A 14,542-nucleotide genomic window follows, 5' to 3' on the forward strand; every position below is an offset into this window, starting at 1 on the left:
ATCTATATTTTGAAAAATTTAATAAGTCAATATAAACCCTTTTTTACTTTTTTAATTAAGTTTTTACTTTTTTATGTGGTTTTTGCATTTGTTTATAAGACTTATTTAAATCAATATAATTTAGAAAAAAAGGAAGTAGATTATTTTACTGAAGTAGTAGCAAATCAAACAGTTAATTTATTAAACTTATTTAACGGTGAAGCCTATCACAAACCACATGCTTCAGAAGCTTCCATAAAAATTTTTTTCAAACATAAATATTTAGCAAGAGTGGTTGAAGGTTGTAATGCTATTAGCATTATGATTTTGTTTTCGGCATTTATTTTTGCTTTTTCAAACCGATGGTATAAAACGGTTTTGTACATTTTTTTAGGTATGCTTTTAATACACTTATTAAATGTAACTAGGATAGCATTGTTAACCTATGCTTTATATTATTATCCTAATCAAGAAGAGTTATTACACGGTACCATTTTTCCATTATTTATATATGGTGTTGTTTTTATTTTGTGGATTTTATGGATAACCAAATTTTCGGGCTATGTTAAGAAAACTGCTGCAAAATAAAAAAAGATTTTTCTTAATAGGATTCGCTTTACTAGGTTTGATTTTAGTAAGAGCTTTTGAAGATGAATTGTTTTATGATCCTTTTTTGACCTTTTTTAAATCAGATTATCAAAACAAACCATTACCCGATTTGAATTGTTATTTGTTATTTGGAAACCTGCTTTTGCGTTATGCGGTAAATACATTTTTCTCTCTAATTATCATTCGATTACTTTTTAATGAAAGAAATTTAATGATTTTTTCTGGCTATCTTTTTCTTTTCTTATTCGTCATTCTACTTATCGTCTTCTTTGGATTACTTCATTTCTCTGATGAGCCGGATTATTTGATTTTATTCTATATCCGACGATTTTTAATTCAACCTCTTTTTTTAGTCTTGTTTATTCCGGCATTTTATTATCAGCAAATTTCTCGCTAAATTTTCGTACCTTTATGAAATAATCGTTTGATTATGAAAGTTACTAAATATTCTGGCGAGTTAGTTCATTACGACGAACAAAAACTAATCAATTCTCTACGAAAATCGGGAGCCGATCAAGCTATGGCGGAAACTATCGTTAAAGAAATTGAAAGCGAAATGTATGAAGGGATTTCTTCAAAAAAAATCTACAAGCGTGCTTACCAATTATTAAAAAACATTTCTAACGTTCATGCGGCACGTTATAATTTAAGAACCGCTTTGTTAGGACTTGGTCCGGCCGGATTTTTCTTTGAAAAGTTCATCGCAAAAGTAATGCAAGAACAAGGTTTTAAGGCAAAAGTTAGTGTTACATTAAACGGAAAATGTATATCACATGAAATCGATATTTTGCTTCTCAAAAACGATGTGCTTTCTATGATTGAATGCAAATTCCATTCTGGTCAAGATGCAAAAAGTGATGTAAAAGTACCGATGTATATTTTGTCTCGATTTAATGATGTGAAAGATAGAAAATACGACTTGTTTTCGGCAAAACGAAATATTTCAAAATGTATTATTGTAACCAATAACAGGTTTACCACTGATGCAATTCAATTTGGAGAATGTTCAGGTTTAAATATGTTGAGTTGGGATTATCCTCAAAAAAACGGAATCAAAGAATTGGTAGATAAATACCGAGTGTATCCTGTAACTTGTTTGACGACTTTAACCAAGGCAGAAAAAGATCAATTGCTCATTTTAGATTGTATTACCATCAAAGATTTAATTCTGCATCCCGATTATTTAAAAACTATCGAGTTAAGTCACAATCGAATTAAAAACGTATTGAAAGAAGCGAATCTATTAACCAATTAAAAACAAAATCATGAAAATTCATTTTTTAGGCGGCGCCGGAACTGTAACAGGTTCAAAAACGTTAATCGAACACAATAATCTCCGAATTTTGATTGATTGCGGAATGTTCCAAGGTATCAAATCGTTGCGTGAATTAAATCGTGAACCGCTTTCTATTTTACCTGAAACCATCGATTTTGTAATTCTTACTCACGGACATTTAGATCATTGTGGTTGGTTGCCAAAATTGGTTAACGAAGGTTTTAACGGAAAAATTTTCTGTACCCGACCAACGAAAGAAATTTCGCGATTGATTTTATATGATAGTGCAAAAATTCAGGAGGAAGAAGCTAAAAAAGCCAATGAAGAGCATTTCTCAAAACACGATCCAGCCGAACCTTTATATACAGAGTCTGAAGTAGATGCTGTAATTCCGAAGTTTCGAGTAGTAGATAAAGATTTGGATATAAAACTCGATGATGATATTTCGTTCAAATTCTTTTATGCAAGTCATATTTTAGGCGCTTGCTCGATTGAATTAACGATTGATGGAAAAGTTTTGGTTTTCTCAGGCGATATTGGTCAAGATGATGATGTGCTAATGTTTCCACCTCAAAAACCGAAGAAAGCAGATTATGTTTTTTTGGAAAGTACATACGGAAATCGCCTCCATCCACAAACCGATGCTTTATTTGAATTGGAAACTATCATCAATAATACTTTTAACAAAGGCGGAACCGTTGTAATTCCAAGTTTTGCAGTGGAACGTGTACAAACGATGATGTATTTGATTTGGCAATTAAAAAAAGAAGAACGCATTCCAAATATGCCTTATGTTATTGATACGCCAATGGGAATTAGCGTTTTAGATGTTTTTCAAGATAATCGCACTTGGCACAAACTTTCCTTTGAAGATTGCGACGAAATGTGCAAAGTTTTTACCTTAATTTCCGATTACAAAGACAGTATGAATGCCGTTTATGATAAGCGACCAAAAGTTGTTATCGCAGCAAGTGGAATGATTACTGGCGGTAGAGTTTTGTCTTATTTAGAAAGATTAATTGACAAACCAGAAACAACAGTTGTATTAGTAGGATATCAAGCCGAAGGAACTCGTGGAAGAAAATTATTAGAAGGAGCTCAGGAAATTAAAATTTATGGAAATTATTATCCAGTTGTAGCCAATATTCTTCTAATTGAAAGTTTATCGGCACATGGCGATCAAAAAGATTTACTGAATTGGTTATCTGAATTGGAAACAAAACCTAAAAAAGTATTCCTAGTTCATGGTGAAAATGAAGCTGCGGATGAGTTACGATTGAAAGTGCAAGAGCAATATGGTTTTGATGCTCACGTGCCGTTTTTAGGTCAAGTCATTGAAATTTAGAATAAAATTAACGCAAATTAAAATTCAATTTCCTACTTTTGCCTTGATGAATTTCAGAAAACACATAAGTATCGTATTAGCTTCCTTAGTATTGCTTGCCAATTTAGGGTTGAGTTTTGCCGTGCATTATTGTAAAGATGAAATTGCATCGGTTTCTTTCCAATTTCAAGAAGACGAACCTTGTGTTGAAGATGTAAAATCTTGTTGTGCTATAGCAGATTCTCACGATTCTTGTTGCTCCAACAAACTAATCAAAGTTGAAAAAAAGACCGATGATATATTGGTTAAAACCTTTCAATTAGATTTAGAACCAACTGTTTTTACAGCTAATTGGAAACCAAATTTCGTTGCATTTGAATCAGAAAAATTCGTTTCAAATGAAGTGACTTTTTATTGCGATTCTCACGCGCCACCACTCTACAAACTCTACTGTCAATTGGTTTTTTACGCATAAGTTTATTGTTTTTTATTCTGTAAATCAAAGAATTAATAACAATAAATAATCTTATTATGTTTAAAAATATAGCGTTTTTGCTATTCTTTGTTTCTCAATTTATTTATTCGCAAGAAACGATAAAAGGAACAGTAAAAGACGAAAATAATCAACCTTTATTAGGTGCCAATGTGTTTTGGTTCAATACCGCAATTGGAACCACAACAGATGAAAATGGAAATTTCTCCATAAAAAAATCTGCCGAAACTTCTTTTTTGGTAGTGAGTTACATTGGATTTGAAACTAAGAAAATTGAAATTACTTCAAATACGATTTCAGTAGTTTTAAAAGAAGTAAATACTTTAAAAGAAGTTGTGGTTTCAAAAACCAAAAAAGGAACCGAACATTCTTTATATAAAGTTCAAAACATTCAAGTCATGGGACAAAAAGAGTTGCTAAAAGCAGCTTGTTGTAATTTGTCTGAAAGTTTTAGTACGAATCCATCCATCGATGTCAATTTTTCGGATGCCGTTACTGGAAATCGTCAGATTAAAATGTTGGGTTTAACTAGTCCTTATATTTTAATAGCTGAAGAGAATATTCCTTCGGTTCGTGGTGCTTCACAAGCGTATGGATTATCTTTTGTGCCTGGAACTTGGGTAGAAAGCATTCAAATTACCAAAGGTGCTGGAAGTGTAATTAATGGTTATGAAAGTATTTCAGGGCAAATTAATTACGAAGTTTTAAAACCAGCTAGCGATATACCGTTTTTCTTAAATGCTTATGCTTCTCAAGATGAACGTTATGAAATCAACACGCATTTTAATAATAAATTTTCGGATAAATTGAGTTCGACTTTGTTTTTGCACGGAAATACGCGTGTAGGAAAAAATGATATGAACAACGACGGATTTTTAGATGGTCCAATTGGAAAACAAGTCAATATTTTAAATCGTTGGCAGTATGCTGACGCTGAAAAAGGTTTGGTTAGTTTTTTAAACGTTCGTTACATGAACGATGAAAAGCAAGCGGGAGAAATGGATTTCAATCCAGATACAGATAGATTAACAACAAACGCTTGGGGAAGTGAAATCAACACAGAAAAAATTGAAATTTCAAACAAAACAGGATACGTTTTTCCCGATATGCCGTATCAAAGTTTCGGATTTCAGAATTCGTTTCAATCGCACAAGCAAGATTCCTATTTTGGTTTGAGTCAATATGATATTCATCAAAAAAGTTTTTATTCGAATTTATTATTCAATTCGATTATCAATAACACAAAGAATAAATTCACTACTGGTTTAAACTTCACTTACGATGATTATAACGAATTCGTAGCGGTGAATTTCAGTCGCGATTTCTCAAGAATTGATAACTCAGTTGGTGCTTTTTTTGAATACACTTATGACAATACCGATAATTTCAGTTTAGTAGCTGGAGCAAGAGTTGATAATCACAATCGTTTAGGAACTTTTATCACACCAAGATTACATATTCGATACAATCCTTGGGAAAATGCTGTTGTAAGAGCTTCAGCTGGAAGAGGAAAACGTGCTGCTAATATTTTTGCTGAAAACCAACAATTATTTGCGTCTAATAGAAATTTCTCCATTTTAAATAATGATGGAAGCTTATATGGATTAAATCCTGAAATCGCCTGGAATTATGGGTTGAGTTTCATACAAAAATTCAAATTAGCAGGAAAAGATAGTGAGGTGATTTTAGATTACTACAGAACAGATTTCCAAAATCAAGCGGTGGTTGATGTGGATCATTCACCACAAGAAGTATTGTTTTATAACTTAAACGGAAACAGTTTTGCGAATTCATTTCAAGCAGAATTTTCAATTGATTTGATGACGCATTTGACTTTTAAAACGGCTTATAAATTTTATGATGTACAAAGTCAGTTTACAAGAGGTCAAATGCAAAGAGCGCTTCAAGCCAAACATAGAGTTTTTGGAAATTTAGCTTACGAAACACACATCAAAGACAAAGGACAACAATGGAAGTTTGATGTCACTTACAATTGGTTAGGTGAACAACGTTTGCCGTATACACAATCAAATCCTGCGCAATATCGTTTAGATGAATATGCACGAGCTTTTGGAACATTAAATACTCAAATTACAAGAACATTTTCAAGTACTTTTGAAGTGTATGTTGGAGGTGAAAACATGGGGAATTATAAACAAATGAACGGAATTGTTCAAAATGAAAATCCTTTTGGTACTTATTTTGATAGTAGTATGATATACGGACCCACTTTTGGTGCTATGTATTATGCTGGATTACGATTTAAAATTAGAGATAAAAAAGAGAGTCATAAAATTGAAGAGTTAACTCCAGCTGAAGAGGAAACTCATAACCACTAAATAATAGAAAAATGAAAAAGATAGTTTTATTAGTATTAGCATGTATTTTTTCTTTCACAATGGTAGCCCAAGAGAAGAAAAACAAAAACAAAAAAGTAGAGTTTAAAGTAGCTGGGAATTGTGAAATGTGTGAAAAACGTATTGAAAAAGCTGCCTATTCTGTAAAAGGAGTGAAAAGCGCTGAGTGGCACGCTGATCATGGTGATATTCATTTGATAATAGATGAAACAAAATGTTCAGTAGAAGATGTGGCAAAAGCAATTGCCGCTGTAGGGCATGACACAGGTTTTATAAAAGCTGAAGATGCGGTTTATGACAAGCTTCACGGCTGTTGTAACTATGAGCGAATGAAATAGTAAAAAATCCGATTAGAAACTCTAATCGGATTTTTTGTTAAAATTATGTGTAATTTAATTCTTTGAATCAAAATATGCTATACATTTGTATCGCTTTTAGGTAGAAAGTAAATTCAATTTGAAAAGATTAATAAAATTATTTCCGTTTTTTATGCTCACATTTTTCATGTGGGCTATTGGTGTTTCTTCAAACACAACGATTACGGAAAAATTTAAATCTCAAATTGAATTTCAAAAAAAGAATAACGATTCTAATTATTCGCATTTTCAAACTGTTGAGGTTGAAGAAAGTGAATTTATTATTATTGAATCGGAACCTGAGTTTGAGGTTGAATCAAATTGGTTTTTAAATCATCCTAAAAATATAAATTTTAAAAGTACAGAGTTAAAAGAGAAATCTAACTCGTATTTTACTTCATTATTTTCTTCAAAAGAAACCATTCCACTTTACGATTTATATTGTAATTGGAAGTTTCATCTTTCTTAATACACCTTTATTTTTTTTCACATCATTGTTTTGATTGTGAATGTTCACTGTGTATTAATTTATTTCATTAATCAATGAAAACACATACCGTTGGTTTTGACGAACACGAAGTTCTTCATCACTTAACCCATTATTTACCTGCACAAAATCCGTTGAAAGACTTTGTGCACCACAATACTTTACATGCTTTTCAAAGTAAAAAATTTCACGACGCACTATTAGAAGCTTCTACTATTTTTGGTTATAAAACCTATTTGTCAATAGCCGATTTTAGACAACGTTTTGTTAATAAAGAAATTAACGAGACAGTTTTAGATGCCATTATCATAAAAGCAAAAGGAGCTGAAAATCTTCAAACTTGGAAAGAGAAGTTGCTGAAAATCAATTACGACGAATCCATTTTTCCAAGAATTGGAAGTTTACGTTCTAATTGGAAAAAATACTACGCTATAAATCTAGAAAAATCAACACATAGTTTATTATTTAGAGTGTTGTGTAGTTATTTAGATCAAGGGATTGCTATTTGGAATTTTCCTGTACATGATAAAGGATTTTTAGCTTCTATTAGAGAGTTAGAAAAGAATACCTTTAAAGGAATTTTTACTTCTGATAGAGCAAAAAAACTATTACAAGAAAATGCTTCAATCACGCAGTTATTAGAAATAATTGTAGGAAAAGAAGAATTATTCGAGCAATATCTATTTGACCAACAATTTGGGCATCCAGGTTGGAGTGGCATGATTGCGACTATCGAAAATAATCCTAGTTCACTTTTAGATTCAAAAAATATTACCTTAGAAGAACTAATCAAGTTTGAATTACTTCTTGAAATTGACACATTAGATAATAAGTTTAATGATATTTGGGCGCCACTTGGTTTTAAAATTGAAAACGAATCGTTTTTACTTTTTGAAAAAGTAGAATATAATGAACTTTTTGATGTGTTGTCGTTATGGCAACAAGCATTTGAATGGAATTTCTACGATGCTGTATTATCAAATGTTCAAAATGTTAATGAAGAAAAGGCAGAAAAAATACCAAGTTTTCAAGGGATGTTTTGTATGGACGACAGAGAATGTTCGTTTAGAAGACATATTGAACACATTGATAAAAATGTTTCCACTTATGGAACGGCCGCTTTCTTTAACTTCGAATTTTTCTATCAACCAGTAAATGGAAAATTTTATACCAAATTATGTCCAGCTCCGGTAACGCCGAAATTCTTAATCAAGGAAGAGCACAGAAAGAAAAAGCATGCTAAAGATTTGCATTATCACAAGCAATCACACTCGTTGTTTTTTGGTTGGATAATTAGTCAAACCTTAGGGTTTTCTTCGGCTTTAAAATTGTTTTTGAATATTTTTAAACCTTCGATGTCGCCAGCTACAACGGCTTCATTCAAGCATTTGCATAAAAAATCGAAATTGGTTATCGAAAACAAAGACGCCAATCAAAAAGAAAATGATTTGCAAATTGGTTTTTCGGTAGAAGAAATGGCCAATAGAGTAGAAGGATTATTGAAAAGTATTGGATTAGTTTCAAATTTTTCTCCAATAGTTTACGTAGTTGGACACGGAGCAACTAGTATCAATAATACGCATTATGCAGGTTATGATTGTGGTGCTTGTTGTGGTAGACCAAGTTCGGTAAACGCAAAAGTAGCTTCGTTTGCAGCAAATCATCCAGAAGTTAGAGCCATTTTAAGACAAAGAGGAATTGATATTCCAACTTCAACACAATTTTTACCAGCTTTACACGATACGACTCGAGATGAAATTGCTTTTTATGATGAAGATACTTTGTCCGAAAATAATAAAGCTTTGCATCAACAAAATGTAATCACGTTTACCAAAGCTTTAGATAATAATGCAAAGGAACGTTCAAGACGTTTTGATACTATTGATACTTCAGATACTTTAGAAAAAGTTCACGAAAAAGTAAAACGTCGTTCTTTATCTTTATTTGAACCTCGTCCCGAATTAAATCACGCTACAAATGCAATGTGTATTGTAGGAAGAAGAAGTTTGTCTAAACAATTGTTCTTAGACCGACGTTCGTTTTTGAATTCATATGACTATGAAGTCGATCCTTCAGGAGATTATTTAGCCATTATTTTAGGCGCAGTTGCTCCAGTTGGTGGTGGAATTAATTTGGAATACTATTTCTCAAGAGTTGATAATCAAAAATTAGGAGCAGGTTCTAAATTACCTCATAACGTAATGGGATTAATTGGAGTTGCCAACGGAATCGATGGTGATTTACGTCCAGGTTTACCTAGTCAAATGATTGAGGTGCATGACCCAATTCGTTTGTTGGTTATTGCAGAACATTTCCCAGAGAAAGTATTATACGCAATTTCTAAAAATCCAGCTACTTACGAATGGTTTAAAAATGATTGGGTGAAATTAGTGGCAGTTCAACCTGAAACTAAAGAGCTTTTTGTTTTTGAAGACGAAAAGTTTGTTCCCTATCAACCTATTCAAACTGTAAATTTCATTAAAGATGAAATGCAGTTGGTTGAAACTACAAAAGAAAATCTTCCGGTAGGAATAATCACTAATACCCTTTAAGTCATGAACGAGTTATTGCAATATTTTATACTGTTACCGTTTTTAGGCTTTATCATTAGTTTGTTTTTGCCTGAATCTAAAGAAAAAGCCATCTCATGGACGGCTTTTGGAACGGTTTTTTTACAATTAATAGGATTAGCAGCTTTTATCATTTTTTGGATAATTGACGGAGCTAAAGATTTAAATTTATTAGAATTGTCGGTATTAAAAACAGCTCATTACGAGTTTTATATCGCTTTCTATTTTGACCAAATCTCAGCTGTTTATTTGTTCATTGGAGCTTTATTAACTTCGATGATAACTACTTATAGTCGTTATTATTTACATAGAGAAAAAGGATACAAGCGTTTTTTTAATACGGTTTTGTTTTTCTTTTTCGGATATAACTTAGCTATTTTATCAGGAAACTTTGAAACCTTATTCATTGGTTGGGAGATCATTGGAATTTCTTCTTTCCTTTTAATTGCTTTTTATAGAGAACGTTATTTACCTGTTAAAAATGCATTCAAAGTATTCTCAATTTACAGAATTGGCGATGTTGGATTGCTATTAGCCATGTGGGCAAGTCACCATTTATTTCATGAAAATATTACCTTCATGAAGTTAAATAATTACGAATTGGTCAACGAACATCTGCAAAATCATTCCATTATCGGAATATTCATTGCGCTTTGTTTGGCTTGTGCGGCTGCGGCAAAATCGGCTCAGATTCCGTTTTCGTCTTGGTTGCCAAGAGCTATGGAAGGACCAACACCTTCGAGCGCTATTTTCTATGGTTCCTTATCAGTGCATTTAGGAGTTTTCTTGATGTTGAGAACGTTTCCATTTTGGGAACATCAAACTACCATGCGTTTTGCCATTGGATTAATGGGATTAACCACGAGTTTGGCGGCATCGGTTATGGCAAGAGTTCAATCTTCTGTAAAGAGTCAAGTTGCCTACAGTTCAATTTCTCAAATTGGAATTATATTTATTGAAATTGCTTTAGGTTTTGAAACATTAGCCTTAATTCACTTTGCTGGAAATGCATTTTTGAGAACCTATCAATTATTGGTATCGCCATCGGTAGTGAGTTATTTAATTCGCGACCAATTTTACAATTTCAAACCAAGAGAAAAAGCTATCGAAGATTCGTATCCAAAGAAACTAGAATACACACTTTACATTTTAGCTCTTAAAGAATTCAATTTGGAGGGATTCTTAAATATGGTATTGTGGAGACCCTTGAAAATGATAGGTAAATCACTAGATTTCTTGAATATTAAGAGAATTTATTTCTTCTTCATTCCAATCTATTTATTGGGATTTATAACGTATAAATTCAAGTTGCATTTGCCTTATCAGTTGACTAATATGCTGCCAGAATTGTTTGCTTTTATTGGATTGGTATTCGTTTTCAAATCGTTTTCAGAACGAAGAAGTCCTTTTTTAGCATGGATTTTAATAGTTATGAATCACTTTTGGATTGCATTAGCCATTGTGTTTAATGATAAAGTAAGTGTAAGTGAAATTACTTATTATCTAGCAGGAATTATTGTGGCTGGAATAATAGGGTATGTAGCTTTATTACAACTTAGAAAATTAGAGAGAAAAATTCTGATTAATCAGTATTTAGGTCATGTTTACGAGCATCCTAAATTTGCTTTCTTTTTCTTGTTAGCTACTTTAGGAATTACTGGATTTCCAATTACAACGACTTTCATCGGTGAAGATTTAGTTTTTAGTCATATTGATAGTAATCAACTATTCTTGGCCTTTTTTGTAGCATCAAGTTTTGTGGTTTCGGGTATTGCTGGAATCCGAATTTATGCTCGTCTTTTCTTAGGCCCTCATGTTAAAACATATCATGAGTTGCCTTACAAATCATCTTAATTTATTCGAAAATATATGAACGCAAATATAAAAAAATACATTCCTGCTGATGGATTAGCAGGTTTAAAAGAAAATTTTAAAACGGATGCCATTTCTGGTTTCATCGTGTTTTTATTGGCATTGCCATTAAGTTTAGGAATCGCAAAAGCTTCTGATTTCCCACCAATTATGGGATTAATCACGGCTATTATTGGTGGAATTGTAGTTTCATTTTTCATGGGTTCTCGTTTAACAATTAAAGGACCAGCTGCTGGTTTAATTGTTATTGTTGCTGGGGCTGTTGCCGAATTTGGAAAAGGAGATAATGAATTAGGTTGGAAATTAGCTCTTGGAGCAATGGTTGTTGCAGGGATTATTCAAATTCTTTTCGGGATTTTGAAATTAGGAAAATTAGCCGATTTTTTCCCGCTTTCTGCTATTCACGGAATGTTAGCAGCGATTGGAATTATCATTATAGCAAAACAAATTCCCGTTTTATTGAATGATAATCCAACGTTAGCAAAAGGTAAAGGGCCATTGGAATTATTGGCTAATATTCCAAACTTCATTGCTAATTTAGATCCTAAAGCTTCTATTATTGGTGTGGTGAGTTTGTCAATTATGATGGGATGGCCGTATATCAAAAACAAAACTATTAAAATGATTCCAGCTCCGCTTGTGGTATTGTTGTTTGCTATACCTTGTGAGTTATTCATGCATTTTAAAGAAACAGAACCTGCTTATGCTTTAGTGAAAATTGGAAGTTTTGTTGATAATTTGAATTTCAATGCAAGTTTTGAAGGTTTTTCTCAAACAGGATTGTTTATTAAATATGTAATTATGTTTGCCTTAGTAGGAACTTTAGAATCATTGTTAACAGTAAAAGCAATCGATTTGTTAGATCCTTTCAAAAGAAAGTCAAATATGAATAAAGATTTAATTGCTGTTGGAATTGGAAATACAATTGCTGCTTTCTTAGGAGGTTTGCCAATGATTTCTGAAGTGGCGCGTTCTTCTTCAAATGTAAATAATGGTGCAAAAACAAGATGGGCTAATTTTTTCCACGGATTCTTTATTTTAATGTTTGTGTTGTTAGCAACCCCAATTTTAGAGATGATTCCTAATGCAGCTTTAGCAGCAATGTTGATTACGGTAGGGATTAAATTAGCCCATCCAAAAGAGTTTATTCATACGTTTCAAATTGGTAAAGAACAATTGGCAATCTTTTTAGTAACGATTTTCTTTACATTATTCGAAGATTTACTTATTGGTATTGCTGCGGGTATGGTTTTAAAAATCATCATCCATTTAATTAATGGAACACCAATTTCTTCATTATTTAAAGCACCAACTTTAGTTTCTTTTGAAGGGAATAATTATTTAGTTGAAATTAGTAAAGCAGCTGTTTTTACGAATTACTTAGGAGTAAAAAGTAAATTAGAAGCGATTCCTTATGGTTTTGATGTAACTATCGACTTAAAGAAAACAAAATTAGTTGATCATTCTGTAATGGAAAACTTGGAGCACTTTAAACATGATTATGAGGCAAACGGTGGAACTGTCAAAATTAAAGGTTTGGATAATCATAAACCACTTTCTGCTCATCCATTGTCTTCAAGAAAAGCAAAACTAGCTTAGTTTTTTAGCAGTAAAACAATAATTGGAAACCCATAATCAAATGGGTTTCCTAAATCTTTATGTCAAAAAATGAAAAATATTTTTAAATTTTTAGGAGTTTTTGCATTAGTATTTGTCACTATAAATGCTAATGCTCAAGATGAAAAAAAGTCCGAATCCAATAGTTTTTTTAAAGATCGTAAATTCAATTTAAATGAAGATGGAAGTAACTATGTAAAGTTTACGATGTTAGCTCAGCTTTGGCTTCGTAGCCAAGAATATAATCCAGGAACAACAATTTTTGGAATTGAAAAAAGTAGCGGAACCGATATAGGAATTCGTCGTTTTAGAATACAGATGTATGGGCAATTAACGGATAGAGTTTTTATTTATTCGCAATTTGGACAAAACAACTTAAATAATATTTCTGATAGAAAGCAAGGTTTCTTTTTGCATGATGCCATGGGGGAATATGCAATCGATAAAACAAAATTGTCTTTAGGAATGGGGTTGTCTGGTTGGAGTGGTTTAGCTCGTTTTTCCTCTCCATCAACAGGTTCTATTTTAGGAGTTGATGCGCCACTGTTTCAACAAACTACAAATGATGTTACAGACCAGTTTTTGAGAAAATTATCAGTTTTCGCAAAAGGGAAATTAGGTAAGTTAGATTATAGAATTGCAATGGCGCAACCAATGGCAATTCAAAAATCAGCCAACTATAATCCAACCATAAATACCAATTGGAATTTTTCAGCTGCTTCTCCAAAAATGCAATGGAACGGTTACTTTCAATACCAATTTAAAGACCAAGAAAGTAATTTGATGCCTTACATGACAGGAACTTATTTAGGTAAGAAAAAAGTATTTAATATTGGTGCTGGATTTATTTATCAAAAAGATGCCATGTGGAAATTAAATACAGTTGGTGATACTATTAATCACAATATGTTGCATTTATCTGCTGATATTTATTACGATGCTCCAGTTGGGACAAAAGGACAAGCTATTAGTGCTTATGCAAGTGTTACAAAATATGATTTTGGAGATAATTACACGCGTAATTTAGGTGTGATGAATCCAGCAAATGGAAATAACAATGCTACAATTTTAAATGGCGCTGGAAATGCATTTCCAATGTATGGAACAGGAACAACTTTATATGGTCAGATTGGATATAAATTTAAAGAGAATTTAATTGGAAAAACCACTCTTATGCCTTACGCATCGATTCAGAGTTCTAATTTTAATCGATTAAACGATCAAATGAATTTTTATGATATTGGTGTAAACTGGTTATTGGCAAATCACACTTCGAAGTTTACCGTTTCTTATCAAGATAGACCAATTTATAATACTGCCGGGGACCAAGTTTCTAGAAATGGTTCTGTAATAGCACAATATCAAGTTTTCTTCAATTAGATAGTTTTATTTTTTGTTTTAAGTTAGTTTTAAAAATAAAACCCGATTAGAAAGTTCTAATCGGGTTTTATGTATTTGAGTATTGTGAATTTTACATCATGCCTGGCATTCCTCCGCCCATTGGCAATGCAGGACTGTCTTCTTTGATGTCAATTAAAGCACATTCAGTAGTTAAAATCATTCCTGCTACAGAAGCAGCATTTTCTAAAGCTACACGAGTTA

The 14,542-nt window shown here is 32.2% G+C and carries 12 protein-coding genes; all 12 read left to right on the top strand.

Annotation, left to right across the window (positions count from 1 at the left end):
• Positions 1–9: 9 nt before the first annotated feature.
• The 12 genes from xrtF (at position 10) to Q0075_RS09860 (ending at position 14,320) form a co-directional block, all read left to right on the top strand.
• A complete protein-coding gene (xrtF, locus tag Q0075_RS09805; protein ID WP_297869345.1) occupies positions 10–567 on the top strand; it encodes an exosortase family protein XrtF in 558 nt (185 codons plus the stop codon).
• Positions 542–985: an exosortase F system-associated protein gene (locus Q0075_RS09810; protein WP_297869346.1), complete on the top strand. Its 444-nt coding sequence runs from the start codon at positions 542–544 to the stop codon at positions 983–985. Before xrtF ends, Q0075_RS09810 begins: the two co-directional genes overlap by 26 nt.
• A 33-nt stretch (positions 986–1,018) precedes the next feature.
• Positions 1,019–1,843 (top strand): restriction endonuclease, encoded by an 825-nt coding sequence (locus Q0075_RS09815; RefSeq protein ID WP_297869347.1) that lies wholly within the window; start codon positions 1,019–1,021, stop codon positions 1,841–1,843.
• A gap of 10 nt (positions 1,844–1,853) precedes the next feature.
• Positions 1,854–3,209 carry an MBL fold metallo-hydrolase gene (locus Q0075_RS09820; RefSeq protein WP_297869348.1) on the top strand — a complete coding sequence of 452 codons (1,356 nt, stop codon included), beginning with the start codon at positions 1,854–1,856 and terminating at the stop codon, positions 3,207–3,209.
• A gap of 46 nt (positions 3,210–3,255) precedes the next feature.
• A complete protein-coding gene (locus tag Q0075_RS09825) occupies positions 3,256–3,663 on the top strand; it encodes a hypothetical protein (RefSeq protein WP_297869349.1) in 408 nt (135 codons plus the stop codon).
• A gap of 56 nt (positions 3,664–3,719) precedes the next feature.
• On the top strand, positions 3,720–6,020 hold the full coding sequence (locus tag Q0075_RS09830; RefSeq protein ID WP_297869350.1) for a TonB-dependent receptor: 2,301 nt from the start codon (positions 3,720–3,722) through the stop codon (positions 6,018–6,020).
• Positions 6,021–6,031: 11 nt separating this feature from the next.
• Positions 6,032–6,376 carry a heavy-metal-associated domain-containing protein gene (locus tag Q0075_RS09835; RefSeq protein ID WP_297869351.1) on the top strand — a complete coding sequence of 115 codons (345 nt, stop codon included), beginning with the start codon at positions 6,032–6,034 and terminating at the stop codon, positions 6,374–6,376.
• Positions 6,377–6,527: 151 nt separating this feature from the next.
• Positions 6,528–6,863: a hypothetical protein gene (locus Q0075_RS09840; protein ID WP_297869352.1), complete on the top strand. Its 336-nt coding sequence runs from the start codon at positions 6,528–6,530 to the stop codon at positions 6,861–6,863.
• A 74-nt stretch (positions 6,864–6,937) separates the two neighbouring features.
• Entirely contained in the window at positions 6,938–9,433 is a 2,496-nt protein-coding gene (locus tag Q0075_RS09845) for a YbcC family protein (protein WP_297869353.1), read from the top strand.
• A 3-nt stretch (positions 9,434–9,436) separates the two neighbouring features.
• A complete protein-coding gene (locus Q0075_RS09850; protein ID WP_297869354.1) occupies positions 9,437–11,305 on the top strand; it encodes a proton-conducting transporter membrane subunit in 1,869 nt (622 codons plus the stop codon).
• Positions 11,306–11,320: 15 nt separating this feature from the next.
• Entirely contained in the window at positions 11,321–12,922 is a 1,602-nt protein-coding gene (locus Q0075_RS09855; RefSeq protein WP_297869355.1) for a SulP family inorganic anion transporter, read from the top strand.
• A 69-nt stretch (positions 12,923–12,991) separates the two neighbouring features.
• Positions 12,992–14,320 carry a hypothetical protein gene (locus Q0075_RS09860; protein ID WP_297869356.1) on the top strand — a complete coding sequence of 443 codons (1,329 nt, stop codon included), beginning with the start codon at positions 12,992–12,994 and terminating at the stop codon, positions 14,318–14,320.
• The last annotated feature ends 222 nt before the right edge of the window (positions 14,321–14,542 follow it).

It is taken from the genome of uncultured Flavobacterium sp., from assembly GCF_937967675.1.
GTDB lineage: Bacteria > Bacteroidota > Bacteroidia > Flavobacteriales > Flavobacteriaceae > Flavobacterium.

What these genes read in the sequence shown, in the direction of transcription:
- Q0075_RS09810 (WP_297869346.1), top strand. Translation starts at nt 542, where the DNA reads ATGTTAAGAAAACTGCTGCAAAATAAAAAAAGATTTTTCTTAATAGGA.
- Q0075_RS09815 (WP_297869347.1), top strand. Translation starts at nt 1,019, where the DNA reads ATGAAAGTTACTAAATATTCTGGCGAGTTAGTTCATTACGACGAACAA.
- Q0075_RS09820 (WP_297869348.1), top strand. Translation starts at nt 1,854, where the DNA reads ATGAAAATTCATTTTTTAGGCGGCGCCGGAACTGTAACAGGTTCAAAA.
- Q0075_RS09825 (WP_297869349.1), top strand. Translation starts at nt 3,256, where the DNA reads ATGAATTTCAGAAAACACATAAGTATCGTATTAGCTTCCTTAGTATTG.
- Q0075_RS09830 (WP_297869350.1), top strand. Translation starts at nt 3,720, where the DNA reads ATGTTTAAAAATATAGCGTTTTTGCTATTCTTTGTTTCTCAATTTATT.
- Q0075_RS09835 (WP_297869351.1), top strand. Translation starts at nt 6,032, where the DNA reads ATGAAAAAGATAGTTTTATTAGTATTAGCATGTATTTTTTCTTTCACA.
- Q0075_RS09840 (WP_297869352.1), top strand. Translation starts at nt 6,528, where the DNA reads ATGCTCACATTTTTCATGTGGGCTATTGGTGTTTCTTCAAACACAACG.
- Q0075_RS09845 (WP_297869353.1), top strand. Translation starts at nt 6,938, where the DNA reads ATGAAAACACATACCGTTGGTTTTGACGAACACGAAGTTCTTCATCAC.
- Q0075_RS09850 (WP_297869354.1), top strand. Translation starts at nt 9,437, where the DNA reads ATGAACGAGTTATTGCAATATTTTATACTGTTACCGTTTTTAGGCTTT.
- Q0075_RS09855 (WP_297869355.1), top strand. Translation starts at nt 11,321, where the DNA reads ATGAACGCAAATATAAAAAAATACATTCCTGCTGATGGATTAGCAGGT.
- Q0075_RS09860 (WP_297869356.1), top strand. Translation starts at nt 12,992, where the DNA reads ATGAAAAATATTTTTAAATTTTTAGGAGTTTTTGCATTAGTATTTGTC.